Origin of the sequence: Blastococcus sp. TBT05-19 (assembly GCF_003319095.1) — a bacterium.
In the GTDB taxonomy this organism is placed as follows: domain Bacteria; phylum Actinomycetota; class Actinomycetes; order Mycobacteriales; family Geodermatophilaceae; genus Blastococcus.
In genome coordinates, this window is record NZ_QOHI01000002.1 from 453,416 (window position 1) to 479,341 (window position 25,926).

At 74.9% G+C, this 25,926-nt stretch carries 25 protein-coding genes and 1 pseudogene; 11 read left to right on the plus strand and 15 right to left on the minus strand.

Going from position 1 to position 25,926, the window contains the following annotated elements:
* Positions 1-51 precede the first annotated feature (51 nt).
* Together DQ244_RS08755 and DQ244_RS08760 are read left to right on the plus strand one after the other, a co-directional pair.
* Positions 52-1,170, plus strand: coding sequence for a class I SAM-dependent methyltransferase (locus tag DQ244_RS08755; protein ID WP_113811154.1), 1,119 nt, complete (start codon positions 52-54; stop codon positions 1,168-1,170).
* A 130-nt stretch (positions 1,171-1,300) separates the two neighbouring features.
* A complete protein-coding gene (locus tag DQ244_RS08760; protein ID WP_113811062.1) occupies positions 1,301-2,878 on the plus strand; it encodes a methyl-accepting chemotaxis protein in 1,578 nt (525 codons plus the stop codon).
* A 211-nt stretch (positions 2,879-3,089) separates the two neighbouring features.
* Here the strand turns inward: DQ244_RS08760 and DQ244_RS08765 are convergent, their stop codons facing one another.
* Entirely contained in the window at positions 3,090-3,584 is a 495-nt protein-coding gene (locus DQ244_RS08765; protein ID WP_113811063.1) for a phosphoribosyltransferase, read from the minus strand.
* Between the two features lie 141 nt (positions 3,585-3,725).
* On the opposite strand from DQ244_RS08765, the gene DQ244_RS08770 reads away from it, so the two are divergent.
* A complete protein-coding gene (locus DQ244_RS08770) occupies positions 3,726-4,718 on the plus strand; it encodes a sensor histidine kinase (RefSeq protein WP_113811064.1) in 993 nt (330 codons plus the stop codon).
* A gap of 6 nt (positions 4,719-4,724) precedes the next feature.
* Here the strand turns inward: DQ244_RS08770 and DQ244_RS08775 are convergent, their stop codons facing one another.
* The 3 genes from DQ244_RS08775 to DQ244_RS08785 form a co-directional block, all read right to left on the minus strand.
* Positions 4,725-6,557, minus strand: a complete 1,833-nt coding sequence (locus DQ244_RS08775) for a sensor domain-containing diguanylate cyclase (protein WP_113811065.1) — start codon at positions 6,555-6,557, stop codon at positions 4,725-4,727.
* A gap of 63 nt (positions 6,558-6,620) precedes the next feature.
* Positions 6,621-7,634, minus strand: coding sequence for an ATP-dependent DNA ligase (locus tag DQ244_RS08780; protein ID WP_113811066.1), 1,014 nt, complete (start codon positions 7,632-7,634; stop codon positions 6,621-6,623).
* 70 nt (positions 7,635-7,704) lie between these two features.
* Positions 7,705-9,174 (minus strand): SulP family inorganic anion transporter, encoded by a 1,470-nt coding sequence (locus DQ244_RS08785; RefSeq protein ID WP_113811067.1) that lies wholly within the window; start codon positions 9,172-9,174, stop codon positions 7,705-7,707.
* A gap of 140 nt (positions 9,175-9,314) precedes the next feature.
* Here DQ244_RS08785 and DQ244_RS08790 point away from each other — a divergent pair, with 140 nt between their 5' ends.
* On the plus strand, positions 9,315-9,812 hold the full coding sequence (locus tag DQ244_RS08790; protein WP_113811068.1) for a DUF1992 domain-containing protein: 498 nt from the start codon (positions 9,315-9,317) through the stop codon (positions 9,810-9,812).
* 3 nt (positions 9,813-9,815) lie between these two features.
* Here the strand turns inward: DQ244_RS08790 and DQ244_RS20070 are convergent, their stop codons facing one another.
* Positions 9,816-9,947: a hypothetical protein gene (locus DQ244_RS20070; protein WP_255411600.1), complete on the minus strand. Its 132-nt coding sequence runs from the start codon at positions 9,945-9,947 to the stop codon at positions 9,816-9,818.
* A gap of 121 nt (positions 9,948-10,068) precedes the next feature.
* Between DQ244_RS20070 and DQ244_RS19615 the strand changes: the two genes are divergently transcribed.
* On the plus strand, positions 10,069-10,239 hold the full coding sequence (locus DQ244_RS19615) for a hypothetical protein (protein ID WP_199580302.1): 171 nt from the start codon (positions 10,069-10,071) through the stop codon (positions 10,237-10,239).
* Positions 10,240-10,268: 29 nt separating this feature from the next.
* Here DQ244_RS19615 and DQ244_RS08795 read toward each other — a convergent pair whose 3' ends face one another.
* Together DQ244_RS08795 and DQ244_RS08800 are read right to left on the minus strand one after the other, a co-directional pair.
* Complete coding sequence (locus DQ244_RS08795; RefSeq protein WP_113811069.1) at positions 10,269-10,619, minus strand: hypothetical protein; 351 nt, start codon at positions 10,617-10,619, stop codon at positions 10,269-10,271.
* 27 nt (positions 10,620-10,646) lie between these two features.
* Positions 10,647-11,063 (minus strand): MarR family winged helix-turn-helix transcriptional regulator, encoded by a 417-nt coding sequence (locus DQ244_RS08800; RefSeq protein ID WP_113811070.1) that lies wholly within the window; start codon positions 11,061-11,063, stop codon positions 10,647-10,649.
* Positions 11,064-11,242: 179 nt separating this feature from the next.
* Here DQ244_RS08800 and DQ244_RS08805 point away from each other — a divergent pair, with 179 nt between their 5' ends.
* From DQ244_RS08805 to DQ244_RS08815, 3 genes are all read left to right on the plus strand, one after another.
* Positions 11,243-12,976 carry an ABC transporter ATP-binding protein gene (locus DQ244_RS08805; RefSeq protein ID WP_304557014.1) on the plus strand — a complete coding sequence of 578 codons (1,734 nt, stop codon included), beginning with the start codon at positions 11,243-11,245 and terminating at the stop codon, positions 12,974-12,976.
* A gap of 58 nt (positions 12,977-13,034) precedes the next feature.
* Positions 13,035-14,117 (plus strand): alkene reductase, encoded by a 1,083-nt coding sequence (locus tag DQ244_RS08810; protein ID WP_113811071.1) that lies wholly within the window; start codon positions 13,035-13,037, stop codon positions 14,115-14,117.
* Positions 14,118-14,262: 145 nt separating this feature from the next.
* A complete protein-coding gene (locus DQ244_RS08815) occupies positions 14,263-15,174 on the plus strand; it encodes a sensor domain-containing diguanylate cyclase (protein ID WP_233491275.1) in 912 nt (303 codons plus the stop codon).
* Between the two features lie 9 nt (positions 15,175-15,183).
* On the opposite strand, the gene DQ244_RS08820 is transcribed toward DQ244_RS08815, so the two are convergent.
* From DQ244_RS08820 to DQ244_RS08845, 6 genes are all read right to left on the minus strand, one after another.
* Positions 15,184-16,410, minus strand: a complete 1,227-nt coding sequence (locus DQ244_RS08820; protein ID WP_113811072.1) for an EAL domain-containing protein — start codon at positions 16,408-16,410, stop codon at positions 15,184-15,186.
* Between the two features lie 77 nt (positions 16,411-16,487).
* On the minus strand, positions 16,488-17,135 hold the full coding sequence (locus DQ244_RS08825; protein ID WP_199580303.1) for an ABC transporter ATP-binding protein: 648 nt from the start codon (positions 17,133-17,135) through the stop codon (positions 16,488-16,490).
* Positions 17,132-17,962 carry an ABC transporter ATP-binding protein gene (locus DQ244_RS08830; protein WP_113811073.1) on the minus strand — a complete coding sequence of 277 codons (831 nt, stop codon included), beginning with the start codon at positions 17,960-17,962 and terminating at the stop codon, positions 17,132-17,134. The genes DQ244_RS08825 and DQ244_RS08830 overlap by 4 nt, the downstream gene beginning before the upstream one ends.
* The gene (locus DQ244_RS08835) at positions 17,952-20,660 is read right to left on the minus strand and encodes an FtsX-like permease family protein (RefSeq protein WP_113811074.1); all 2,709 of its coding nucleotides are present in this window, start codon (positions 20,658-20,660) and stop codon (positions 17,952-17,954) included. The genes DQ244_RS08830 and DQ244_RS08835 overlap by 11 nt, the downstream gene beginning before the upstream one ends.
* A 73-nt stretch (positions 20,661-20,733) precedes the next feature.
* Entirely contained in the window at positions 20,734-21,210 is a 477-nt protein-coding gene (locus tag DQ244_RS08840; RefSeq protein WP_113811075.1) for a hypothetical protein, read from the minus strand.
* Between the two features lie 29 nt (positions 21,211-21,239).
* Positions 21,240-21,881: an NAD(P)-dependent oxidoreductase gene (locus DQ244_RS08845; RefSeq protein ID WP_113811076.1), complete on the minus strand. Its 642-nt coding sequence runs from the start codon at positions 21,879-21,881 to the stop codon at positions 21,240-21,242.
* A 194-nt stretch (positions 21,882-22,075) separates the two neighbouring features.
* Here DQ244_RS08845 and DQ244_RS08850 point away from each other — a divergent pair, with 194 nt between their 5' ends.
* Entirely contained in the window at positions 22,076-23,209 is a 1,134-nt protein-coding gene (locus DQ244_RS08850; protein ID WP_113811077.1) for a serine hydrolase, read from the plus strand.
* Positions 23,209-23,760 carry a hypothetical protein gene (locus DQ244_RS08855; RefSeq protein WP_113811078.1) on the plus strand — a complete coding sequence of 184 codons (552 nt, stop codon included), beginning with the start codon at positions 23,209-23,211 and terminating at the stop codon, positions 23,758-23,760. The genes DQ244_RS08850 and DQ244_RS08855 overlap by 1 nt, the downstream gene beginning before the upstream one ends.
* Before the next feature lie 63 nt (positions 23,761-23,823).
* Here DQ244_RS08855 and DQ244_RS08860 read toward each other — a convergent pair whose 3' ends face one another.
* Both DQ244_RS08860 and DQ244_RS08865 read right to left on the minus strand, forming a co-directional pair.
* The gene (locus tag DQ244_RS08860) at positions 23,824-24,753 is read right to left on the minus strand and encodes an SDR family NAD(P)-dependent oxidoreductase (protein ID WP_113811079.1); all 930 of its coding nucleotides are present in this window, start codon (positions 24,751-24,753) and stop codon (positions 23,824-23,826) included.
* Between the two features lie 44 nt (positions 24,754-24,797).
* Positions 24,798-25,193 carry a hypothetical protein gene (locus DQ244_RS08865; RefSeq protein WP_113811080.1) on the minus strand — a complete coding sequence of 132 codons (396 nt, stop codon included), beginning with the start codon at positions 25,191-25,193 and terminating at the stop codon, positions 24,798-24,800.
* Between the two features lie 169 nt (positions 25,194-25,362).
* On the opposite strand from DQ244_RS08865, the pseudogene DQ244_RS08870 reads away from it, so the two are divergent.
* Positions 25,363-25,926: pseudogene (locus DQ244_RS08870) on the plus strand (peroxiredoxin family protein); the annotation flags it as partial.

The window sequence follows — 25,926 nt, forward strand, 5'->3', positions numbered from 1 at the left end:
GAGCCTGCCGGGCGCGATGCCGGAGAAGAGGCATCGGGCAGAGTGGTGACCATGCCCGGCCCCGAACTGTTCGACGTCCTCCGCCGGGAGCCCGACGTCGAGGCGCCGGACCTGGTCGCCGTCGACGCGACCGACCGCCTGCTCCTCGACGAGGCGGCCGCCGCGCTGGCGCTGGCCGGCCCGGGTGAGGTCGCCGTCGTCGACGACGCCTACGGGGCGCTGACGCTGGGCGCGGTGGCGCTGCACGCAGCGAGCGACGTGCGGGTGTCCCAGGACCTGCTGGTGGGCGAGCTGGCGCTGGCCGCCAACGCCGAGCGCACCGGCCTGGCCGGCAGCTACCGCGCCCTGCCGCTCGCCGAGGTGGCGATCGGAGCGCGGGTGGTGCTGGTGCAGGCACCCAAGGCGCTCGACGCGCTGCGCGAGATCGCCGAGGCCGTCGCCGCCGGAGCCGCCCCCGACGTCACGCTGCTGGTCGGCGGTCGGGTCAAGCACATGACGCACGCGATGAACGACGTCCTCCGCGCCTCGTTCGACGACGTCTCGGCGACCCTGGCCCGGCAGAAGTCGCGGGTGCTCGTCGCCCGCGGGCCCCGGCCGGGGACGTCGTCCTTCCCCCGCCGGCAGGAGCACGCCGATCTCGGGCTGACGGTGTGCGCGCACGGCGCGGCCTTCGCCGGCACCAAGGTCGACATCGGCACCCGGGCGCTGCTCGGCGGCCTCGAGCGCATGCCGTCGGCAGGGACGGCGCTCGACCTGGGCTGCGGCACCGGGGTCCTCGCGGCCGCGCTGGCCCGCAGCCGGCCGGAGCTCGAGGTGATCGCGGCCGACCAGTCCGCGGCTGCGGTGGCCTCGGCGAGGGCGACCGCGGAGGCCAACGGCCTGGGCGGGCGCATCCGGGTGGTCCGGGACGACGCCGCGGCCTCGCTGCCCGACGCGAGCGTGGACCTCGTGGTGCTCAACCCGCCGTTCCACGTGGGCGCCTCCGTCGTGACCACGGTCGCCGACCGGCTCTTCGCCGCCGCGGCCCGCGTGCTCCGGCCCGGCGGCGAGCTGTGGACCGTCTACAACAGCGCGCTCCGCTACAAGCCGGTGCTGTCGCGCCTCGTCGGGCCGACCCGGCTGGCCGAGCAGACGCCGAAGTTCACCGTGACGGTGTCGACCCGGCGCTGACCGTCGCGATGCGGAACGAAAGAGGACATCAGGTACCGGCGGTTCCGCTGTAGTCGCTCCACCCACCGGCCGATAGGGCGCCGACGACGGTGGATCGGCCACCGTCGGCTGCGGCTCCAGGAGATCCCCGATGGCACGTTCGCTCTGGTCGGACCGTCCGCTCGGCGTCAAGCTGTCGGCCCTGGTGGCGGCGGGCGCCGTCGCGCTGGGTGTCTTCGCCGTCGTCACCGTGTCCGCCCTGCAGGAGTCGGGGGAGCGGACCGAGGAGCTGCTCGCCACCACGCACGCCACGGGGCTGGCGCTGGAGGCCGACATGATGCACGACGCCATCCGCGGCGACGTGCTGCAGGCTCTCCAGGGCGGCTCGCTGCACGCCTCGGCCGTCACCGACCTGCGCGAGCACAGCGCCACCTTCCTCGAGGTGCTCGACGGCGTGGCCGCCGATCACCTGGGCGCCGACGTCGACGACGCCGTGGCGGGGGTGACCCCCGCGGTCGAGGAGTACCTCGCCGCGGCCGGGCAGATCGTCACGGTGGCCGGCCGCGACCCCGCGGCGGCGCGGAGCGCCTACCCCTCCTTCGCGGAGGCGTTCGGCGCGCTGGAGGAGGAGCTGCCGACCGTGCAGGAGTCGGTCGGTGCGCACGCCTCGTCCGCCGCGGAGGCCAGCGCCGAGCAGCGCGAGACGGCGATCGTCACGGCGCTGGTCGTCGCAGTCGGCGGCGTGCTCGTCCTCGCCGCGCTCGGCTGGACGGTGACCCGGTCGGTGGTCCGTCCGCTGCACCGGGTCCGCGGCGTCCTGGCCGGTCTGGCCGACGGCGACCTGCGCGGGTCGGCCGGCATCAGCAGCCGCGACGAGATCGGTCAGATGGCCGCGTCGCTGGAGGCGTCCATGGCCAACATGCGCTCGGTCATGACCGCGATCGGCGACAGCTCCACGACCCTCGCCTCGGCCACCGAGCAGCTCTCGGCCAGCGCCGCGGACATGGCCCGGCTGGCCGACGAGTCCTCGGTGCAGAGCGGCGTCGTCGCCGGCGCCGCGGTGCAGGTCTCGGAGAACGTGCAGACGGTGGCGGCCGGCAGCGAGGAGATGGGCGCGTCGATCCGCGAGATCGCGCAGAACGCCGGCGAGGTCGCCCGCGTCGCCGGTGAGGCGGTCGCCGTCGCCGACGAGACCACGGCGACCGTCGCGAAGCTGGGGGACTCCTCGTTGGAGATCGCCGGCGTCGTGAAGGTCATCACCGGCATCGCGGAGCAGACCAACCTGCTCGCCCTGAACGCCACGATCGAGGCGGCCCGCGCCGGTGAGGCCGGCAAGGGCTTCGCCGTCGTCGCGAACGAGGTCAAGGAGCTGGCGCAGGAGACTGCGAAGGCGACCGAGGACATCTCCCGCCGCGTCGCGACCATCCAGGCCGACACCGCCGGGGCGGTGCGCGCCATCGGCGAGATCTCCTCGATCATCGCCCGCATCGACGACGCCCAGTCCACCATCGCCGCGGCCGTCGAGGAGCAGACGGCGACGACGAACGAGATGAACCGGAACGTCGCCGAGGCCGCCACGTCCGCGGGCCGCATCGCCCGGAACATCGACGCGGTCGCCTCGGCCACGGCGTCCACCACGCGGGCGATGACCGATGCGCAGTCCGCCATCGACGAGGTGGCCCGCATGGCGACGTCGCTCAACGCCTCGATCGCCGCCTTCCGGTACTGACCTGCCGGATTGCGGAACGAGGAAGGATCATCGATCGGGTGATTCCGCTGTAGTTCCTGCATCGACGTGTCGATGAAGGGACCACGGCACCGGGAACTCCCGGTACCGGGAACTTGGTCGCGGGGCCCGGCGCAAGACGCGGCGCCGGGGCGACCTGGGGGGACGACGGCGGCGGGAGCGATCCCGCCGCCGTCGGTCTGTTCCGGGGGCGTCAGTCGCCGGACCGGCCCGCACGACGCCGGATCGGCGGCTCGGCCGACCACGGGAAGTCGATCCACCGGTCGGTGCGCCGCCACACGTAGTCGCACTGCACCAGCGAGCCCGGCTTCTCGTAGACCACGGCCGTGCGGACGTCGGCCACGTAGCCGGCGCAGAAGTTGCGCACCAGCTCCAGCGTCTTGCCGGTGTCGGCCACGTCGTCGGCGACCAGCACCTGCGCGCCCGTCAGGTCGACGACGTCCAGGGTGGGCGGGAGCACGACCGGCAGGTCCAGCCGCTGGTCGACCCCCGTGTAGAACTCGACGTTCATCACGAAGAGGTTCTTCACGTCCAGCGCGTAGCCCAGGGCCCCGCCGAGGAACAGGCCTCCCCGGGCGATGCAGAGCACCAGATCGGGCTCGAACCCGTCCGCGTCCACCTGTTCCGCCAGTTCACGGGCCGCTCGGCCGAACGCCTCGTAGGTCAACACCTCGTGGTCGGATCCCATCCGCGCATGGTGCACGTGAAACATCGCGCGCGGTGGATCGGCGTGGCTGCCCGGGGGCGGTGGCAGGTCCTCGGGGCAGATGTCCCACAATGTTCAACCAGTCGGCCGGGAACGCTCCGGCCCGCGTGAGCAGAGGGCTGCATGGCTGAGGCGGTGGACGCGGGGCCGGTCGTCACCGGTGGCCGTGGTCCGGCGACCCGGGGGCACGCCCACGTCGGCCTGGTGGCCCGGTCCGACGAGGAGCTGCTGGCCGGGGCCGTGCCGCACCTGGAGGACGGTCTGCGGGCCGGTGACACGGTGCTCCTCAGCTGCCCCCCGGAGACGGCCGCGCTGATCACCTCCGCCCTGGGCGAGCAGGCCTCCGCGGTCTCCGAGGACGCGCGCATCTGCCTGCTCGGCACCCGGGTGGCCGACGCGGTGGCCGCGAGCGTGGAATGGGTGCGCCGGGCCGCGAGCACCGGCTCCGGCCGGCTGCGGATCGTCGGCCAGATGCAGTTCGGCGCCGCGCCCCGGAACTTCCGCGAGGGCCTGCGGTACGAGGCCGCGAAGAACCGCTTCTTCGCCACGGACCCGGTCTCGGCGCTGTGCCTGTTCGACGAGCGGGTGCTGCCGGCCGAGGTGCTCGCCGGCGTCGCCCCCACCCATCCGGAGCTGCTCGTGGACGGCCGGGTGGTGCGCAGCGAGGAGTTCGGGGACCCGCGGGAGTACGCGATCCGCCTCCCGCTGCCGCGCGAGCCGGTCGAGGACGGGAGCCCGGTGCTCCTCGCGACCGATGCGCCCTCGCTGGCCGTCCTCCGCGGTCAGCTGCGCTCGGTGATCCACGCCCGCGTCGCCGACCGGGACCAGGCCGAGGATCTGCACTTCGCGGCGAGCGAGGTGGCGTCCAACGCGTTCCGCCACGGCGACCGCCCGGTCTCGGCGCGCGTCTGGGTCGACGGCGACCGGCTGGTCTGCGCGATCACCGACAGCGGCCGTGGCTTCGACGACCCGTTCGCCGGGTTCCGGCCGGCCCACGGCGAGGACCTGGCATTGGGCGGCATGGGCCTGTGGCTGGCCCGCAAGCTCTGGGACCACGTCGACGTCCTGCCGCAGTCGCGAGGCGTCACCGTCCGGCTGAGCTCCCGCCTGGTCTGACCCGGGTCAGGCGAGCACGGACTCCGTGCCGTCGAGCAGCGCGCGGCTGTCCTTGCCCGCGCGCTTGGCCGTGTACATGGCGGTGTCGGCCCGGTGCAGCAGCCGCTCGGCGGTGCAGCCCGGCTCGGCGAGCGCGCCGCCGATGCTGGCCGTGACGGTCACCGTCTCGCCGGCGATGTGCACCGGCGCCCGCATCGCGACGAGCAGCCGGTCCGCGACGTCGCGCAGCCGGTCGCCGTCCGCGCCGTCCAGGAGCAGGGCGAACTCGTCACCGCCGAGGCGGGCGACGACGTCGTCCCCCCGGACCTGGGCCGAGAGCCGGCCGGCGACGGCGAGCAGCAGCTCGTCGCCGGCGCCGTGGCCCAGCGTGTCGTTGATGGTCTTGAAGTCGTCGACGTCGACGAACAGCACCGCCGGCGGCGCGACGGCGTCCACCTGGGAGGTGGCCGCGGCGAGCCGCTCGTTGAAGGCGGTGCGGTTGAGCAGGCCGGTCAGCGGGTCGGTGCGGGCCTGCCGGCGGAGCTCGTCCTCGAACAGCTTGCGGTCGGTGACCTCGCGGAAGTTCACGACCCAGCCCTCGATTCCGGCGGCGTCCACGCGGCCGCTGATCCGCATCTCGACCCAGCGGGTGCCGCCGGAGCTGTGCTGCACCCGGATGTCGGTGTCGACGACGCCGGCGCCCTCGGCGCCCATCTCCCCGGCGGCCGCGACGGCGGCACGCAGGCGGGGCTGGTCGCGGGGGTCGGCCAGGGAGATGGCGTCCCGGCCGAGGTAGTCCGCCGCGGGGCGGCCGAGCAGCGACTGGACGGCCGGGCTCATGTAGGCCACCGAGCCCGCCGTGTCGACGATCGTGATGACGTCGGCGGCGTTCTCCAGCAGGAGCTGCAGGCGGGCCTCGCTGGCCGCGAGCGCGACGCTGGTCGCCTCGCGCTGCCGGTTCATCGACGCCAGGCGCCAGAGGGCGACGCCGGTCAGGGCGGCGCTGCCCGCGGCGAGCAGGAACCCGGTCCCGCTGCCGTCGCGGAAACCGAGGAAGAAGAGGAGGACCGGGCTGATGAGCAGGGCGGCGCCCAGGCCCACGAGCCGGCCGGTGGTGACGGTGGTCGCCGGTGCGGAGGTCAGGCCGAGGCGCGCCACCGAGGGGTGGCGGCCGGCGAGGACGAGGCACGCGATGCCGAACTGGGGCAGCTCGCCGGCGAAGAGCAGGTCGCCGAAACCGGGGACGACGAAAGCGCCGCCGTAGCCCACGGCGGCCAGCGTTCCGGCCCCGACCAGCGCCATGGCGCTGACCGAGCGGCCGTTGTCCGGCACAGCGAGGGGCACGCAGACGACGAGGACCAGCGCGGTGATGACCGGGGCGCCGAGCTGCCGGTCGGTGAGGGAGCCGCCCACACCGCTGGAGAAGGCCAGGACGACGAGCCCGGCGGCGAGCAGCAGGCTGGCGGTGTCGACCCAGGCCTCGCGGTCGCGGCGGCGGCGGCCGACGGCGAGCTGGCCGAGCGCGGCAACCACCAGGGCGCCGTAGGCGGCGATGTCCAGGCCCGACTCGACGGGCGCGAAGAAGCCGGGCGCGGTGCCGAGGAGCACGGGGATCTCGGCCGCGGTGCTGAGGGCGAACAGCACCATCGTGACGGCCAGGCCGCGCCAGGCGATCACGCTCGCGGCGCGGTGCTTCCCCAGGGCGCACGAGACGGCGGCGAGGCCGAGGCCCAGGAGCGCGATCTCGAAGACCGCGCGGACCGCGCCGGAGACGACGGTGCCCATCGCCACGACCACCACGGCAGCGACCGCCGCGTGCCACCAGGCAGCGCGGGCGGTGGGAGTCGGGGAGCCGATCACGCGTCCTCATCGACACGTGCGGCGCGGACCTTGACCGCTTCCTCCCTCGGAGGGAGTGCCAGGTCAGCGGGCCGGCGGGAGATCCTCCGGGTGGAGGTCGGGACGGACCCGGACGAAGCGGAGCGGGTGCCGGAAGACCCCCGCCTGGAGGGCGGCGTCGGCGCTGACCTCGACCACGGTGGAGGGCTCGACCCGGGTCAGCGGCACCGACAGCCTCCCGCCGCCGAACCGCCCCGTCCCGATCCGGTCCGGCCACGGGTGGTCCCCGCCCGCGGGCCGCAGGACGGCGGCCAGCTCGGCCGACTGCGCCGGCGACAGGGGGCTCGTCCGGCCGACGACGACCAGCTCGCCGTCGCGGTACCGGCCCGCGACCAGCTGGCCGGGCCGTTCGAGGGACCCGATGACGCCACCGGCAAGCACCTCGGTGGTCTCCCAGCTCTTCACCTTGAGCCAGTCGCGGCGGCCCGGGGCGTAGCGGGTGGAGGCGCCCTTCACGACCAGCCCCTCGATGCCGGCCGGCCGGAAGTCGGCGAACCACTGCTCGGCCTCGGCCGGGTCCGCGGTCACGGGGGAGAGCTGCAGCGGTGGGGCCCAGCGCCCGGCCAGGTCCTCCAGCGCCGCGCGGCGGCGGGTGAACGTCCGCCGGCGGAGGTCCTCCCCGCCGGCGGCCAGCAGGTCGAACGCGACGTAGGAGGCCGGGGCCGCGCTCACCTGGGCGGCGATCCGCCCGGCGGCGGTGACCATGCGGCGCTGCAGCAGCCCGAAGTCCAGCCGCTCGCCGTTCCAGACGACGACCTCGCCGTCGACCACCGACCCGGCGGGGATCTGCGCCAGCGCGGCGGCGGCGACGTCCGGGAAGCGGTCGGTGAGGTCGCGGCCCTGCTTGGACCACAGCCGGGTGGAGTTCCGCTCGCGCACGACGACCAGGCGGTAGCCGTCCCACTTGGGCTCGTACCGGCAGCCGCCGGCCAGCGCCGCCGGCTGCGGGATCGCGCGCACCGGCTTGGCCAGCTGCACGGCCACGGGGCCGCTGAGCTCGGGTGGCAGCGCGGGCAGGCCGGGGGCGGACAGGGGCACCCGGACAGCCTGCCGACCCGGCGCTCCGGGCGCACCCCGGCCGCCGGGCGGCACACCCGTTCGGGGTCGGTCAGGCCAGCTGCCCCGTGTGCCGCTCGAAGCGGTCGGCGGACTGCCCCTCCAGGCCGACGACGGTCGCCGTCTTCCCCCGGGTCGCGTACTTGTGCGTGATCGCGTCGAGGGCGGCGACGGTCGAGGCGTCCCAGACCTGCGCCTTCGAGAGGTCGATGACCACCCGCTCGGGGTCGTCGGCGTAGGCGAACTGGGTGTAGAGGTCGTTGCTGGAGGCGAAGAACAGCGCCCCGTCGACGGTGTAGCGGGCCGAGCCGTCGGCCTCGAGGACCCGGTCGACGTCCACCAGGTGCGCGATGCGCTGGGCGAAGAGCACGCAGGCGACCAGCACGCCGACGCCCACGCCGATCGCCAGGTTGTGGGTGACCAGCGTGACCGCGACGGTCGAGAGCATCACCGTGGTCTCGCTCCGGGGCATCGTGTGGATGGTCCGCAGGCTGTGCCAGTCGAAGGTCGCGATGGACACGAAGATCATCACGGCGACCAGGGCGGCCATCGGGATGACGCTCACGACGTCACCCAGCGCCACGACGAGGACCAGCAGGAAGGCGCCGGCCAGGAACGTGGACAACCGCGTCCGGGCGCCCGACGCCTTCACGTTGATCATCGTCTGGCCGATCATCGCGCAGCCGCCCATGCCGCCGAAGAACCCGGAGGCGACGTTGGCCACGCCCTGGCCCCAGGACTCGCGGGTCTTGTCCGAGCGGGTGTCGGTGATGTCGTCGACGAGCTTCGCCGTCATCAGCGACTCCATCAGCCCGACGAAGGCGATGCCCAGGGCGTAGGGGGCGAGGACGGCCAGCGTCTCGACCGTGAACGGGACGTCGGGCAGCAGGAAGAAGGGCAGGCTGTCGGGCAGCTCGCCCTCGTCGCCGACGTCGGGCAGGTCCCAGCCGGCGAGCAGCGCCAGCCCGGTCAGCACCACGATCGCCACGAGCGGCGGGGGGATCACGGTCGTCAGCCGGGGCAGCAGGAAGATGATCGCCAGCCCGGCGGCGACCATCGGGTAGACCAGCCACGGCACGTCGACCAGGTGGGTCAGCTGGGCGCTGAAGATCAGGATGGCCAGCGCGTTGACGAAGCCGACCATCACGCTGCGCGGGACGAACCGCATGAGCCGCGCGACGCCTGCCGCGGCGAGCACGACCTGGACGAGGCCGCCGAGGACGACCGCGGCGAACAGGTGCTGGACGCCGTGCTCGAGTGCCAGCGGGGCGACCACGAGCGCGATGGCGCCGGTCGCGGCGGTGATCATGGCCGGGCGCCCGCCGGTGAAGGCGATGACCACCGCCATGACGAAGGACGAGTACAGCCCGACCTGCGGGTCGACCCCCGCCAGGATCGAGAAGCTGATCGCCTCGGGGATCAGGGCGAGGGCGACGACGAGGCCGGCGAGGACCTCGGTGCGGGCGACGCGGGGGTCCAGCCAGGCGGGACGCGGCAGGCGCAGGGCAGGCAGGGTGGACATGCTCCCGTTTCCGGTGGTGGCGCGGGCGTCCCGGGCGGCGGGATGCGGATCGCCGTCGAGTCTGCGGGAGCAACCCGGCTTGCCCGGGAACCGGCAGGGGTGCGTGCTTGGTCACGCCCGGCCGGGGGAACGGGGGGACGATGACCGAGCGCAAGCCGGAGGGGGTCTCGTTCGAGACGTGGGTGGAGCAGCAGATCGCCCGCGCCGCGGAGCGGGGCGACTTCGACGGGCTCGCCGGAGCGGGCCACCCCCTGTCCCGGCGCGACCTGGAGGCGACCGCCTACGACTGGGCCGTCGCCAAGGCCCGGCGGGAGGGTGTGGACACCGCGGCGATGCTGCCGACCGGGCTGGCGCTGCGCCGGGAGCGGGACGAGCTCCCCGCACGGGTGGACCGGTTGCCCTCCGAGGCCGAGGTGCGCGCGGTCGCCGAGGACTACAACGCCCGGGTGGAGGCCTTCTGGCGGCAGCCCCAGGAGAGCCGGTGGTCACCGGTGCCGGGCCTGGCGGACGTCGACGCGCTCGTCTCGGGCTGGCGCCGGGCGCGGCCGCCGGTGCTGCCCTCGCCGTCCCCGGAGGTCGTGGAGGTGCGCGCCCACCGCCGCTTCGAGCGGCTCGTCGCCCGCTTCCGGCGCCGCTGAGCGTCAGCCGTCCTGCTGCTGGTCCTCCTGCTCGGCGGCGGCGACCTCGCGGGTGGCCATCCCGCCCTCCCCGCCCTCGTCGTGCGGCCCGGGGTGGAGGTTCGGCTCGTCGGCGTCGTGCGCGGGTCCGGTCACGCGTCCGAGCCTGCGGCCGCGGCGGGGAACTCGCAGCTCGGGCGTTCCGCCCGCAGCGAATCCCCGGTCCGGGGGGCAGCCGCCCGGGTAGGGGGAGGCTTCATCCGAGGAGGAGGTCGTCATGACCGAGGTACCAGGCACCGACCGCGACGAGGCCCGCGAGAAGCTGGGCGAGGAGACGCCGCTCGCGCCCGAGGGCGTCGAGGGCGCCGGCGACGAGGCGCGTCCGCAGGGCGACGAGGGCGTGACCGGAGACGAGGTGAAGCCCCGGCCGGGCAGCACCGACACGTGACCTGACCGTCGCCGGGGCTGCTCGTGGCGTCAGAAGCTCGTCGTCGCCACGGTGGTGGTGACGACGAACAGCACCGCCGCGAGCGGTCCCAGCACCAGCGCCGCCCGGCGCACCGCCGGGAGCCGCACGCGCCGGGCGGACAGCACCGCCAGGACCACGCCGGCCAGCAGCAGCACCCCCTGCGCGATCCAGCCGCCGGTCAGCCAGCCGTCGGCCGTGGCGCACGGGGAGCACGAGGTCACCGTGCAGCTGAACGTGTTCGTGCAGTCGGTCATGATCCCGAAGCCCGCGCCGAAGCTGCCGAACGTCGCCAGCAGGAGCACGACGGCCAGCGAGATCCGCAGCGGCGTCCGCACGTCCGGGGGCCGGGGCTCGGTCATGGCCGCACTGTGGCAGACCGGCGGGTGTCAGTCGGCCAGCGCGCGCAGGATCCGGGCCAGGATCTCGCGGTCCTCGGGGGACAGCCGGCCGAAGAGCTCGGCGGCGCCGGCCGCCCGCGCGGCGCCGATCTCCTCGCGCACCCGCCGTCCCTCGTCGGTGGCGCGGAGCAGCACCGCCCGCCGGTCGCCCGGATCGGGAGTGCGCTCGATCAGCCCGCGCTCCTGCAGGGCGTCGGCCACCTCCGTCGCCGAGCGCGGCGCGATGCGCAGCTTCCCGGCGAGGTCCGAGAGCCGCACGCCGTCGCCGGCGCAGATGACCACGAGGGCGCGGGCGTGGTGGGGCGAGAGGTCCCAGGGCTCCAGGACCTCGCGGAAGCGGCGCCGCTGGACGCGGGCGACGCGCATGACCAGGTCGCCGAGGTCCGCCGTCCCGTCGCCGCCCATGGCGGGAATCGTAGCGGGACCGCTGCGGTTACCACACCGTGAGGTAACCTCAGCGATCGAGCGAGGAGGTGGTCGGCATCGACCCGACGGCGATGGGGAGCGGCGGCGGTCGGAGCGGCCGCCGGTCCGACCCTGCCGACAAGGCGCAGCTGGAGCGCGCGCCGGTGAGGTGGAGCCGCGTGGCCGCGCTCTTCCGGCCCTACCGGGCGCAGCTGGCGGTCGTGGTCGCGCTGATCGTGGCGTCCTCCGCCGTCGCGCTGGCCACCCCGTTCCTGATCCGCCTGGTCATCGACGAGGCGATCCCCGAGCGGGACGTCGCGCTGCTGCTGTGGGCCGTGGGCGGCATGCTCGCCGTCACCGTCGTGACGGCGGTCTTCGGCGTCGTGCAGACGTGGCTGTCCACCACCGTCGGCCAGCGGGTCATGCACGGCCTGCGGACGGCGGTCTTCGGGCACCTGCAGCGCCAGTCGCTGGGCTTCTTCACCCGCACCCGGGGCGGGGAGGTGCAGTCCCGGCTGACCAACGACATCGGCGGCATGCAGTCGGTCGTCACCACCACGGCGACGTCGTTCGCCTCCAGCGCCACGACGGTCATCGGCACCGTCGTCGCCATGGCGGCGCTGAGCTGGCGGTTGTCGCTGCTCTCGCTGATCGTGCTGCCGCCGGCGATCGTCCTCACCCGCCGGGTGGCCCGCATGCGCCGGACCATCACCGCCCAGCGCCAGCGCTCCCTCGCCGACCTGCACTCGCAGGTGGAGGAGGGCCTGTCGGTCAGCGGCGTCCTGCTCGGCAAGACCCTGGGCGCCGGGCCGGCCCAGTCGCAGCGCTTCGGCGGCACGTCGGAGGAGCTGGTCGCCCTGGAGGTCCGCTCGCAGCTGGCCGGCCGGTGGCGCATGGCCACGATGAGCATCGTGTTCGCCGGGATCCCGGCGCTGATCTACCTCGCCGCCGGCCTGCCCGTGACGTCGGGAGGGATGACCATCGGCACCCTGGTCGCCTTCACCACGCTGCAGGGCGCGCTCTTCCGCCCGCTCATGCAACTGCTCGACATCGGCGTCTCGCTGACCGCCTCGATGGCGCTGTTCAGCCGCATCTTCGAGTACCTGGACCTGCCGGTCGACATCGACGACCCGGTCGACCCGGTGCGCCTGGACCCGGCGGAGGTCCGCGGCGAGGTCCGGTTCGAGCGGGTCGGGTTCCGCTACCCCGACGGCGTCCGCCCGGCCCTGACCGGCGTCGACCTCGCCGTGCCCGCCGGGACGACGCTGGCGCTGGTCGGCGAGACCGGATCGGGCAAGAGCACGCTGGCCTCGCTGGTCGCCCGGCTCAACGACCCGACCGAGGGCCGGGTGACCATCGACGGCGTGGACGTGCGGGACCTGACCCTGGCCGACCTGGCCCGCGTGGTCGGCGTCGTCTCGCAGGAGACCTACCTGCTGCACGGCACGATCCGGGAGAACCTGCGGCACGCGCGGCCGGAGGCCACCGAGGAGGAGATGGCCGACGCCGCGCGGCGCGCGCAGGTGCACGACCTGATCACCGCGCTGCCGATGGGCTACGACACCGTCGTCGGCGCACGGGGGCACCGGTTCTCGGGCGGGGAGAAGCAGCGCCTGGCGATCGCCCGCACGCTGCTCCGCGACCCGAGGATCCTGGTGCTCGACGAGGCGACCAGCGCCCTGGACAACGAGACCGAGCGGGCCGTGCAGGCAGCGCTCGGCGAGGCGGCCCGCGGGCGCACGACGATCACCATCGCGCACCGGCTCTCCACGGTCCGGGACGCCGACCTCATCGCCGTCCTCGCCGCGGGGCGGGTCGTGGAGCAGGGCACGCACGAGGAGCTGCTGGCCCTCGGTGGGCGCTACGCCCGGCTGGTCGGCGCCGCCGAACGGGCCGCCGAGCTCGTCGGCTGACGGCGTGACGAGGCTCGCACCCGGAATCTATCCGGCGCGTGGGCCGGTTGGCCCCGGCATGGACCTGTTCTCCCCCGTGCGGCTCGGTGACCTCGAGCTGGCCAACCGCGTCGTGATGGCGCCCCTCACCCGCATGCGTTCCGGCCGGGCCGGCATCCCGCGCGACATCGTGGTCGAGCACTACGAGCAGCGCGCCGGTACCGGGCTGATCATCACCGAGGGCACGTTCCCGAACGAGGAGTCGCGCGCCTTCGCCGGGCAGCCCGGCATCGTGACCGAGGAGCAGGCCGCGGGCTGGAAGCGGGTGGCCGGCGCCGTGCACGAGCGCGGCGGCCGGATCGTCATGCAGGTCATGCACGGTGGGCGGGTCTCGCACCCGGAGCTGACCGGCGGCCGCGTCGTCGCTCCCAGCGCGATCGCCATCGACGGCGAGGTGCACGTGGGCGGCGGCACCAAGAAGCCCTTCCCGGTCCCGCACGCGCTCACGATCGACGAGGCGCGCGCCACCCTGGAGGACTTCGTCTCCGCCTCCGAGCGCGCGGTCGCCGCGGGCCTCGACGGCGTGGAGCTGCACTCCGCCAACGGCTACCTGCTGCACGAGTTCCTCTCGCCGGCGTCGAACCAGCGCGACGACGTCTACGGCGGGACCCCCGAGAACCGCGCCCGCTTCGTCGTCGAGGTGGTGACGGCGGTGGCCGAGCGGATCGGCGCCGGCAAGGTGGGCCTGCGGATCTCCCCCGAGCACAACATCCAGGGGGCGCTGGAGACCGACCGCGACGACGTGCTCGCCACCTACGGCGCCCTGGTCGACCAGCTCCGCCCGCTCGGCCTGGCCTACCTGAGCGTGTTGCACGTGGAACCGGGCGGCGAGCTGGTGCAGGAGCTGCGCAGACGCTTCGGCGGCCCGCTGATCGCCAACAGCGGCTTCGGTTCGGTCACCACCCGCGAGGAGGCCCTGCGGCTGATCGACGACGCGCACGCCGAGGCCGTCGCCGTGGGGCGCGCGCTCATCGCCAACCCCGACCTGGTCGAGCGGTGGCAGGGCGAGCACCCGGAGAACCAGCCCGACGCGAGCACCTTCTACGCCTCCGGACCCGAGGGCTACACCGACTACCCGTTCCTGGCGGCGGCCGGGCGCTGACCGTCCGGCAATCCGCCGCACGGGTCGCGTGCGAACACGGTGGGGACGGGTGGGGGCCGGGCAGTTCCGCAACGCGGATCCGGCCCGTACCGTCACGGATCCGGTCCGGATCCCCCGTCCCCACCGAAACCCCGGGAGTGAGCCAGTGCTCGAGCAGGAGGGTGCGCGGCCGTCGGCCGTGACCGTCCAGGAGCAGGCGCACCTGGCGCACGCCTTCGTCCAGGCGGTCGAGGCGCTGCTGTGCATCGTCGGCCCCGACGGGCGGGTGCTCTTCGCCAACCCCGCCCTGGAGCGGTTCACCGGCCGCGACGCCGCCGACCTGCTGGGCCGTCGGTTCTGGGACGTCTGGGTGGTCCCCGAGGACGTCGCGCTCGCCGAGCACGCAGTCGCGACCGCGATCGAGAGCGGCAAGGCCCACCCGCAGGAGGGCGACTGGATCGCGGCCGGCGGCGAGCGGCGCCGGGTGGCCATGCGCAACACGGTGCTGCACGACGACGACGGCCGTGCCTACGCCATCGCCTGCGTGGGCATCGACGTGACCGCCGACCGGGCCCGCGAGGCCGTGCTGCGCCACCAGACGCGCACCGATCCGCTCACCGGCGTCGCCAACCGGGGTGCCCTGTTCGACGCCCTGAGCGCCCGGCTCGCCGACGAGGGAGCGCCCGGGTGCGGGCTGCTGTTCTGCGACCTGGACGACTTCAAGCGGGTGAACGACGTGCACGGGCACGGGGTGGGCGACCGGCTGCTCGCCGAGGCGGCCGCGCGGCTGGCCGAGGTGGCCGCGCCGGAGCACCTGGTGGCGCGGTTCGGCGGCGACGAGTTCGTCATCTTCTGCCCCGACGCCGACGAGGAGGGGCTCCGGGCGCTGGCCACCCGGGTCGCCGTCCGGCTCGGCGCGCCGTTCCAGGGACCGGAGGGGGCGTTGCGGGTCGGGGTGAGCGTCGGTGCCGCCATCGGCCGGCCCGGGGAGCCCGCCGACGAGGTCATCGCCCGGGCCGACCGGGCCATGTACGGGGCGAAGAGCCACCAGCGCCGCCGCGAACCGCGTTCGTCCTGAGGCGCGCGGTCAGACCTCGACGGCGGCGGGAAGCGGCCTGCGCGGTGCCGGGATGGCCGGCGCCGCCCTGACCTCGAGGGCCTCGGGCGGCCCGGGACGGCCGTAGTGCCAGCCCTGGCCGTAGTCCACGCCCAGGCCCCGCAGCACCGCGTGCTCCGCGGCGGTCTCGACGCCCTCGGCGACCACGTGGACGTCGCAGCCGTGCGCGAACTCCACGAGCGAGCCGACCAGCTTGGTGAGCACCGGATCGATGTCCAGGCCGGCGACGATGCTGCGGTCGACCTTGATCACGTCGGGGGAGGTGACGACGATGTGCCGCAGGGAGGAGAACCCCGCGCCGACGTCGTCGATGGCCAGCCGCAGCCCGGCGGCGCGCAGCGGCGCCAGCGCGTCCAGCAGCGCCGGGTAGTCGGCCACCTGGTCGTGCTCGGAGAGCTCCAGCAGGATCCGGTCGAGCGGCAGCCGGGCGAGCAGCTCGCCGCACTCGCGGGTGAGCAGCGTCGCGGGGGAGACGTTCATCGACACGTACCCGTCGACCCGGTCCAGCAGGGCCGCGGCGCGCTCGAGGGCGAGCACCTCCAGGCGGTGGCCCGCGCCGATGCTGTGCGCCTCGGCGAAGCAGACGTCGGGGGCCATTCCCCAGTCGCCGGGGAACCGGCTGAGCGCCTCGGTGCCCACCCGCTCACCGGTGGCCAGCGAGACGATCGGCTGCAGCACGACGACGGGGCCGCCGGCGGCCATCAGCGGGTCGAGGCGCCCGGAGATCTCCTCGCGGCGCTCCTGCGAGCGGACCTCGGGCTCGATGATCACCGCGGCGGCGGAGGCCAGCACGTCCATCAGCGCCTTGTCCCGCTGGCTCAGGTCCTTGTCGGTGGTCAGCCCGGCGGCGCAGAAGGTGCCGTACAGGGAGCCGTCGCTCAGGGTCACCGGCACCGAGACGTAGCTGCGCAGGCGCGGCATGCGCGCGGCCGGCAGCTTCATGGCCTCGGGGAAGTCCTTCAGGTTCGGCATGACCTGCGGCACCTTCTTGTCCAGCACGGCCTGGCAGAGGGTGACCTCCTGGCGCTGCTGGTAGCCCTCCTGGAAGAGGAACGGAACCGAGGTGTCGACCACCTCGAGGGTCTGCGTGGTCCCGTCCAGCCGGCTCAGGAAGGCGACGCTGAGCCGGAGCGACTTGCGGGCGGTGTGCAGCAGATCCGCGATCTGCTGCTCGGCCGCCGAGCGATCTCTGCCCACGTGGGTTCCCTCCGCCGAGATGTCGGGTCCTCATCGGCAGGCCGGGACCGGTCCTGGAGGGGGACCACCCGGGCGGGTCAGGCGCCGTCGACGACGAGGCCGTCGTGCAGCCGCACCACGCGGTCGGCCGAGGCGATGACCACCGGGTCGTGGCTGGCCAGCAGCACGCCGCACCCGGTCGATCCGCAGTGCTCCCGCAGGCCCGCCAGCACGTGCCCGGTGAGCTCCTCGTCCAGCCGCCCGGTCGGCTCGTCGGCCACGAGGAAGGCCGGCCGGACGACGAGCGCGCGGGCCAGCGCCGTCCGCTGCTGCTCGCCCAGCGAGACCTCCTCGGGTGTCCGCGCGGCGAGGTGCCCCAGGCGCAGCGCCTCCAGCGCTGCGAGGGCGGCGTCGTGCGGCTCGGGCAGCCCGGCCAGCCGGGCGGGGAGGGCCACGTTGTCGGTCAGCGTCAGCTCGTCCAGCAGGCCGAACCGCTGGGGGACGACGGCGATCGTCGTCCACGGTGCCCGGTCGGGGGCCGCGACGCCGGGCACCGACACCGCGCCGGCGTCGGGGGTCTCCCAGCCGAGCAGGCAGTTGAGCAGCGTCGTCTTGCCCGACCCGGAGCGGCCGAGCAGCGCCACCATCTCGCCGGGACGCACCTCGATGTCCACCCCGCGCAGCGCGTGCACCCGCTCGCGGCCCCGGCGGTAGGTCTTGTGGACGCCGGACGCGCTCAGGGTCACGACGGCTCCCGCAGCACGACGCCGTCGTCGGTGACGTCGATGAGCACGCGGCGGGCGGCGAAGCGGGCCAGCGCCTCCTCGGGCAGCTGCACGCGGCCGTCGCCGTCGATGACGGCGAGCCGTCGCCCGGCCACCTCCTCGTGCGACACCGCGCCCGAGCGGAGGTGGATGACCTGGTCCGCGGCGCCGGCGGCCAGCGGGTCGTGCGTGGCCATGACGACGGTGGTGCCGGTGCGGGTGAGCTGGTGCACGGCGGCGAGCAGGTCGGCGGTGGTCGTGCTGTCGAGCTCGCTGGTCGGCTCGTCGGCGACCACCAGCGCCGGCCGGCCGATCACCGCCTGGGCGAAGGCCAGCCGCTGCTGCTCGCCGCCGGAGAGCTGCCCGGGCAGGTGGTCGGCGCGGTCGGCGATCCCGAGCAGGTCGAGCAGCTCGGCCCCCTCGCGACGGGCCTCGGTCCGCCCGACGCCGCGGAAGCGGGCGGCCATCGCCAAGTGCTCGGTACCGGTGAGGTGCGGCAGCAGGTTCTGCGGGGGCCGGGCGAACACGTAGCCGATGTGCCGGCGGCGCAGCGCCCGCAGCTTCCGCGCCGAGAGCCCGGTCAGCGGGTGCCCGGCGACCTCGGCCCGTCCGGCGGTGGGCCGGTCCTGGGCGGCGAGGATCCGCAGCAGCGAGCTCTTGCCGGAGCCGGAGGGGCCGGTGATCGCGGTCAGGCCCCCGGCGGGCACGACGGCGTCCACGCCCTTGAGCGCGTGCACCTCACCGCTGGGCGACCAGTAGATGCGGACCAGTCCCTCACAGGTGGCCGCGGGTGGGCCGTCATGTCGCATCGCGCATCACCTGACCTCCGGTGGCCCGCCGGGCGGTGCGGCCGACCAGCCACGAGCCGGCGGCGGTGACCAGCACGACGCCGGCCCCGACGGCGGCGATGCTGCCCCACGGCACCGCGAAGACGGCCTCGGGCTCCAGGCTCGGCACCGGGTCCATCACCCGCAGCACGAGGGCCGAGGCGGGCAGCGCCACCGCGACGGCGACCAGCGCGGCGAGCCCGGCCAGCAGGCCGATCTCCAGCCCGGCGGAGACGTCGGCGGCCCGGCGGCTCATGCCCATGCGCCGCAGCAGCAGCCCGGCGACGGTGCGGCGACGCTGCTGGGCGACCGCGTGCATGGCGACGCCGACCAGGCCCAGCACGCCCGCGGCCAGCGCGATCGCGCGGAGGTAGTCCAGCGACCAGGTCTGCGCGGCGAGCTCGGGGCGGGCGGCGAAGTCGGCCGCGGTCGACACCTGCGCGGAGGGATCCGGCGTGTAGCCGGCCGCCGAGAGGGCCTCGAACACGGCGGGCACCTCACCGCGGGACCACACCTCGCGGCCGAGCACCAGGGCAGGGTCGCGGCCCGCGTCCTCGATGGCGGCGAGGTAGCCGTCCCAGTCGGCCACCACGAGCGGCTCGGCCGAGGTCTGCCCGGGGAAGGCCTCGGCCCGGCCGACGACCTGCGCGGGCAGCGAGTAGTACTGGAAGTCGAGGGTGAGCTCACCGCCGGTGCCCTCGAGCACGCCGTCGGCCACGTCCCCGGCGACGACGACCGGCACCCGCGGGCCGTCGGCGTCGGCCAGCGCGCGCATGAGCTCGTCCAGCGGCCGGTCGGCCAGGCCCTCGTCCCAGCGGACCACGCCGGCGACCTGCTCGGGGTGCACCGCGAGGACGTTGATGCGGGTGTCACCGGGCAGAAGCGTGGCGTCGTTCTCCACGCCCACGACCATCGAGCCGGCCGGCAGGTCCGCACCGGTGGTGTCCGCGCCGATCGGGACCACGACGTCGCTGCCGGTCGCCACCGCCGCCTTCGTGGCGATCGTCCGGTCGGTGGAGGCGCCCAGGGCCCCGGCGTAGACGACCAGCCCGAGGGAGAGCGCCGTCGTCACCACGACCAGCCGCGCCGCGCCGTGCCCGGCCAGCACCCGGCGGGCGGCGAGGAACGGGCCCACGGGCAGCCGCCGCAGGCGGGTGCCCAGGCCGGCCGACAGCCGGGGGAGCACCGCGCTCAGCGCCCCGGCGACGACGACGGTGATCAGCAGGGGGACCACGAGGGTCAGCACGTCGATCCCTCCGCCGTCCTCGGCCGGCTCGGCGGTGACCAGCGGGACAGTGGCGACGACGGCGAGCACGGCGGTGACCGCCAGCCACGGCACCCGCCCGAGCAGGTGCGCGGCCTGCCCGCTGCCGATCGAGTCCAGCCGGGTGACCAGGACGGCGGTGACGACGGCAACGACGGCCAGCGCGGCGAGACCGCCCGCGGCCAGGACCACCAGTGCCCGGGCCAGCACACCCGGCGGGAAGGTGTCCGCCGGGCCGAGGCGCTGGACCAGCAGCCAGCCCACGGCGCCGCCGACGGCCAGGCCGGCCAGCACGGGCAGCAGCGCCTCGCGGCTTGCGTCGACCGCGCCGCGCACCGGGGACAGCCCGCGGGTGACCAGCGAGCGGAGCTCGTCCTCGCGCCGGCGCACCCGCTGCCCGGCCCAGGCGCCGACGAGCGCGAGCGCGGCCACCCCGCCACCGATGCCGACTGCGCGGACCGGGGGCTCGAGCAGGCGGGTGGTGGTGTCGACGCCCTCGAGCACGGTGGGCAGCGCCGACCGGCCGACAGGGACCTGGTAGCCCTCCTGCTCGATCAGCGCCGAGACCTCCGACTCGGGGGAGGCGATCGCCGCCTGCATCCGCTCCATCGCGGCGACGGCGTCGCGGGCGCCGTCCACCCGCAGGCCGGGGACCGGGGGGAGGAACCACTCGAGGAAGAGGTTCTCCTCGACCTCGGCGGCGGTGCCGATCACGGTCGCGCGGGAGCCGAGGACCGCGGGCGGCGGGTACACGAGGTTGCCGCTGCGCTCGTCGAGCACGGGGAGGAAGAGGAAGCCCTGCGGCTGCCAGAACTCGGGCAGCGGCGCGACGAGGTCGGCGTAGACGCCGCTGATCTCCAGGGTGACCACGAACGGGGTGCCGGGACGGGTCACGGGGAGCCGGTCACCGGGACCGAGACCGGCGCGCTCGGCCATCCCCTGGGGGATGAGCACGCCGGTGTCGCTGACGGCGCCGTCGACGACCCGGACGTGCGCGGTGGCTTCCGTGCGGTGCACGAGCTGGACGGGACCGGTGGTCGCGGCGGAGCTGAACCGCAGCGGGTCCATCAGGTACGCGAGCGTCTGCGGGAGGCCGAGCCCGGAGCCCTCGACCCGTGCCTGGCGGGCGGCCGCGGTGACGGCGTCGTCGAGCTGGGCGGTCCGGGGGATCCGATCGTCGGAGAAGCGCTGCCGCCGGGACTGGCTCGTGGTGCCCAGGGTGGGGCCGAGCACGGTCTCGCCCAGCCGTTCCCGCTCCTGCTCCCAGGCGCCCTGCTCGGCGCCGGCCACCATGAGCGGCGCGGACACCAGGGCCGCGGCGAGGACGACGACCAGCACGGCGAGCCCGAGCGCCTGCGCGGGCACCGGCAGCAGCCGGAGGCGCAGGTGGCGCAGGGCCGACCGGATCCTGATCATCGCCGGGAACCTATCCGGGCCCGGGGACGGTTCCGATCCCTCGTCCGGACTCGTTGCGCAGTCGTTGCCCCGATCAGGGCCAGCGGTCGACCGGGGTGTCCCTGCCGCGCTCGGTGGGGACGGGGACGGCGAACCCGTCTGGCGTCTCGTCGGTCCACCGCCCGGGATCGGCGAGCAGGGCCCGGGCCTCGCCGAACGGGATCAGCGGCAGGTCGGCGGCCTCGTAGTCCAGGTCGACCGCGGGATCGGTGAGCGCCTCGCCGGACGGGTCGTCGTCCTGGTGGAGCTCCACGAGCCCGGCGTCGAACCAGCGGAGCAGCTGCGCCGAGCAGTCCTGCGGGTCCAGCGGTCCCCAGGTGCCGGGCGCGTCGACGAAACCGCCCTCGGTGATGTCGAACAGCCAGGTGTCGTTGAGCACCGCGTGGTGCAGCGTCGAGCGCAGCGCCGGGTGCGGGCCGGCGGGCTGCTCATCCCGCCGTCGGCGGCGGGAGGTCACCATGCCGGGGATCTCGGGCTCGTCCTGCTCTCGTCGCCTCAGCCAGCTGAACACGTCTGCATCCTGCCGGGAGGGGACGGCGGTCAGTAGGCGACGGTGAAGCGTGCCCGCCGGTGGGCCGGCTGCTCGATCTCGTCGACCAGGGCGAGGGCGAAGTCGGCGCCGCCGATGAAGGAGCCGCCGTGGGCGTCGGTGAGCAGCAGGTCGTCGCCCACCCGGTAGGTGCCGAGCGCCTCGCCGGGCGCGAAGCCGCCGTAGGCGGCGGGCGGGCAGAGGTAGAACCAGTCCAGCGTCGAGGTCTCGCGCAGGTCGTCGAGCGCGGCGGCCATCTCGAGGCTCTCCGGCTTGTACTCGGCCGGGAAGTCCGGGGTGTCGAACAGGCGCGGGCCGCCCTCGGCCACGTGCAGCGACCCGGCACCTCCGACGACGCCCACGCGCACGCCGGCCTGCTCGGCCTCGGCGGCCAGCGCCCTGATGCCGTCGCGCACCGATCCGGCCATGTCGCCTCGCGGGGCGACGGCGACCACGACGACGTCGGCGGCCTCGAGCGCGGCGCGCCGGGTGGCCTCGTCGAGCAGCGAGCCCTGGGCGTAGGTGACGCCGTCCGCCTGCTGCTCGGGCAGCGTGCGGCTGTACGACGTCACCTCGTGACCGCGCCGCGCCGCCTCTGCCACCAGGTGGCCGCCCGTGTAACCCGTTCCGCCGAAGACGCTGATCCGTGCCATGCCCGGGGAACCCGCCCGGGAGGGCGGCCATTCCGCCACCGATGGGACCGCGGCCGGCCGTTGCCCTTGGGGCTGGTGGCCGGGGTCCTCCGAGTGCTCGCGTCCCGGGGGCCTGACAGCGGGTGCCACCGCCGCTGTGGCCGTGATCTCATGCCAGGGGCGACAACGGGGTCGCCGGCGGCGAGGAGGGGTCGATGGCGGAGGTCCACGGGCGGTGCGACGAGCGGTTCGCCGGCGTGCGCGAGGCGCTCGCGCAGCAGCTGGACGGCGAGGAGCTGGGCGCATCGGTCGCCGTCGACCTGGACGGCGAGACCGTCGTCGACCTGTGGGGCGGCTACCGGGACGAGGCGCGGACCGAGCCCTGGTCGGAGCACACGATCGTCAACGTCTGGTCGACGACGAAGTGCGTGCTGGCGCTGGCCGCGCTGATGCTGGTCGAGCGCGGCGAGCTGGACCTGCACGCGCCCGTCGGTGACTACTGGCCCGAGTTCTGCGCCAAGGGCAAGAAGCACGTCGAGGTGCGGCACCTGCTCTCGCACACCTCCGGCGTCTCCGGCTGGGAGCAGCCCTTCTCGATCCGCGACATGTACGACTGGCCCACGGCCACCGAGCGGCTGGCGCAGCAGCGGCCGTGGTGGGAGCCGGGCACCGCCTCGGGCTACCACGCCAACAACCAGGGGCACCTGGTCGGCGAGGTCATCCGGCGCATCACCAACACGACGTTCAAGCGGTTCGTCGCCGACCACATCGCCGACCCGCTGGGCGCGGACTTCCAGATCGGCGCGCGGGAGTCGGAGGTGTCGCGGATCGCCCCGGTGGTCCCCCCGCCGCCGCCCGCCGTCGACCCGCGCACGCTGGACCCCGAGTCGGTGAGCGTGAAGACCTTCACCGGTCCGAAGGCGTCGGCGAAGGCGGCGAACTCCCCGGAGTGGCGAGCCGCCGACCTGGGCGCGCTGAACGGGCACTCGAACGCGCGCGGCGTGATGAAGGTCCTGCGGATCCTCTCGCTGGGCGGCGAGGCCGGCGGCGTGCGGCTGCTGTCGCCGTCGACGATCGAGCAGGTCTTCGAAGAGCAGGCGAACGGCGTGGACCTGGTCCTGGGGGCGCCGTTCCGGTGGGGGAACGGCTTCTGCCTCGGCTCGCCGACGGTGCCGTACGTGCCGGAGGGCCGAACCTTCTACTGGGGCGGCTGGGGCGGCTCGCTGGCGGTCATGGACCTCGACCGGCGGCTGACGATCACCTACATGATGAACAGGATGGGTGACGGGCTGATCGGCTCGCCGCGCAGCGAGGCCTACGTGCGGGCCGTGTACGACGCGCTCGCCTGATGGACCTCGACGACGTCCTCCCCCGGCCGGAGCACGTGACCCGGCAGGCCCGGTGGATCGGCGCCCCGCCGGCCGCGGTGTGGTCGGCGCTGCACGCCGTCCGGCTCTCCGAGCTGCCGGTGACCCTGACCCTCTCCGCCGCCCGGTTCCTGCCGGTGGTGCTCTCGGGCCGCGGGTCCGGCGAGCTGCACGACCGGCCGTTCCTCGACGCGCTGCCGGTCCCGCTGCTGGGGTCGGACGAGCCTGAGTCGGTGGTGTTCGGCGGGGCCCTGGAGGCCTGGAAGCTCTCCGGTGGCGACAGCGGACCCGAGCTGGACGCCGAGAGCTTCCGCCGGTTCACGCAGCGCGGCTGGGTCAAGGCGGCGATGGACTTCCGGCTGACCCCGCAGCGGGGCGGCACGGAGCTGAGCTCGGAGACCCGGGTGATGTCGACCGACGCCGAGGTGCGGCGGCGGTTCGACCGCTACTGGCGGCTGGTCCGGCCGGGCAGCACCGCGATCCGCTGGGAGGTCCTGACCGCGGTCGAGCTCAAGGCCACCGGCCGCCTCTGAGACCGCCGACCGTGCGCTCACCGGGGTGATGCCGCCCCCGTCACCCCGATCAGCGCACAGTCGTCAGGCGCGGGTGACGTCGAGCAGCACGTCGGTCTCGCGCTGGGAGAGCGCCCACAGGTCGGCGATCCGCCGGTCCAGGTCCCAGCGGCGCAGGATCGGACGGCGCACGGCCGGTCCGTTCGAGGCGTACCGCGGCGCGTAGAGCTCTCCGCCGCGCGAGGCCGGGTCGGTGGCCGCGCGCAGCTGCGGCCGGGCGCCGAGGGCCGCGGGCATGCCGCTGCGCTTCGCGAGCACCTCCGATGCCGCACCCAGCCAGCCGGCGCCGCCCTCGCGCACGGTGCGCGACTGCAGGTCGGTGTTCGACAGCCCCGGGTGGGCGATGTTGCTGGTCGCGCGCAGCCCCGCCTTCTCGAACTGCCGCTGCAGGCCGAGCCCGAAGTGGTAGTTGGCCCACTTGGCGCGGGCGTAGGCGCGCCATGGCCCGTAGCCGCGCGTGTAGTGGGGATCCGCCGGGTCCACCGGGCTGCCGGCGAAGCGGACGGTGCTGGTGACGGTGACGACGCGGGCGGCGTCGGCCCGGAGAAGGGCGGGCAGCAGGTGCGCGGTGAGGGCGAAGTGGCCGAGGTGGTCGACGCCGAACTGCATTTCGAAGCCGTCGTCCGTCGTCCGCTTCGGCATGGCCATCACGCCGGCGTTGTTGACCAGCAGGTCGATGCGCGGGTGCGACCGCTGGATCGTCTCGGCGGTGGACGCGACCGAGGCCAGCGAGCCCAGGTCCAGCGGCACGATCTCGGTGAGCGCCGCGGGGTTGCGGGCCCGGACCTGCTCGTCGGCGACGCGGGCCTTGTCCTGGTCGCGCGCGGCGAGGACCACGTGGGCGCCGGCCTTGGCCAGCTCGTGCACGCAGACCAGGCCGAGACCGCCGTTCCCGCCGGTGACCACCGCGATGCGGCCGGTCAGGTCAGGGATGTCGTCCGGGGTCCAGGCCATGGGCGCCAGTCTGGTGCGCCGGTCGCCGTCCGGCAGTGCGGGGCTCAGGTCCAGGCGGCGTCCAGGCCCCTGCCGGCGGAGCTGAGCGACAGCCGCAGGAAGCCGGCCTCGGAGGCGCCGGTCCAGCGGGCCGGGTCGGTGAGCACCGCGCGGGCCACCTCGGCGGCGGGACCGACCCGGGGCCGGCCGTTCCAGGCCCGCCACTCGCGGAGGTCCCGCGGTCGCGGCGCGTCGTCCGGTGGGTCGGCGTACAGCTCGACCAGGCCGGCGTCGAACCAGGTGACGAGCTGCCTCGAGCACTCGGCCGGGTCCCACGGGCCGTGCTCGTAGCCGCCGTGGCCGTCGGGGACGCCGAGCGGCACCTCCCACAGCCAGGACTCCTCGACGACGGCGAGGTACATCTGCTCGACGAACTCCGTAGGCTCGTCCAGGGGCTGCACGGTGCGGAGGCTACGGCGGGTCGGGCCGTCCGGCAGCCCGGCTGCGGTGGGCCGGGATCGTCCGTACGGTCGGGGGATGGACGCCGCCGATCTCCTCGCCCTGCGCTCGGACGAGCGCGCCGCCCTCCTGCTGGTCGGCCTGCGGGGCGACTGGTAGCCGTACTGCTGCGCCCAGGCGGTCCGCCTGGCCCGGTCCCTGTCCCGTCTCGCCGACGCCGGCACCGAGGTGGTGCTCGCCTCCGTCGACCCGCCCGAGGTCCAGCTGGCGATGAACCGCACCTGGCACCTGCCGTTCCGCTGGGTGAGCGACCCGGACGGGGAGCGCCTGGCCAAGCCGCTCGGCGCCTGGGACGAGGACGCCTCGATCTTCCGGCCGATCATCGTCGCGGTGGCGCCGGACGGGCGGCAGGTCTTCCGCGAGCTGTCGCGGGACTTCACCGACCGCACGGACGACGAACCGGTCCTCAGCGCTCTCGAGGGCATCGGCCTCGACCCGGTGGCGGTGGCGGAGTGGACGCCGGACGGCGTCGAGCCGAAGCCGTCGAAGCGGGCGTTCCAGCCCGCCTCGTTCATCCCCTACTTCCGCGCCATCCGTTTCAACACGATGGCGCTGAGCGAGCGGATGGTCGACGACCGGGACCGCGACCAGCTGGTGGCGGAGAAGGAGATGGCCGAGTCGTTCCTCGCCGCCTTCGACGAGTGGCGAGCCGAGCACCCGCCGAACCGCCCCTGA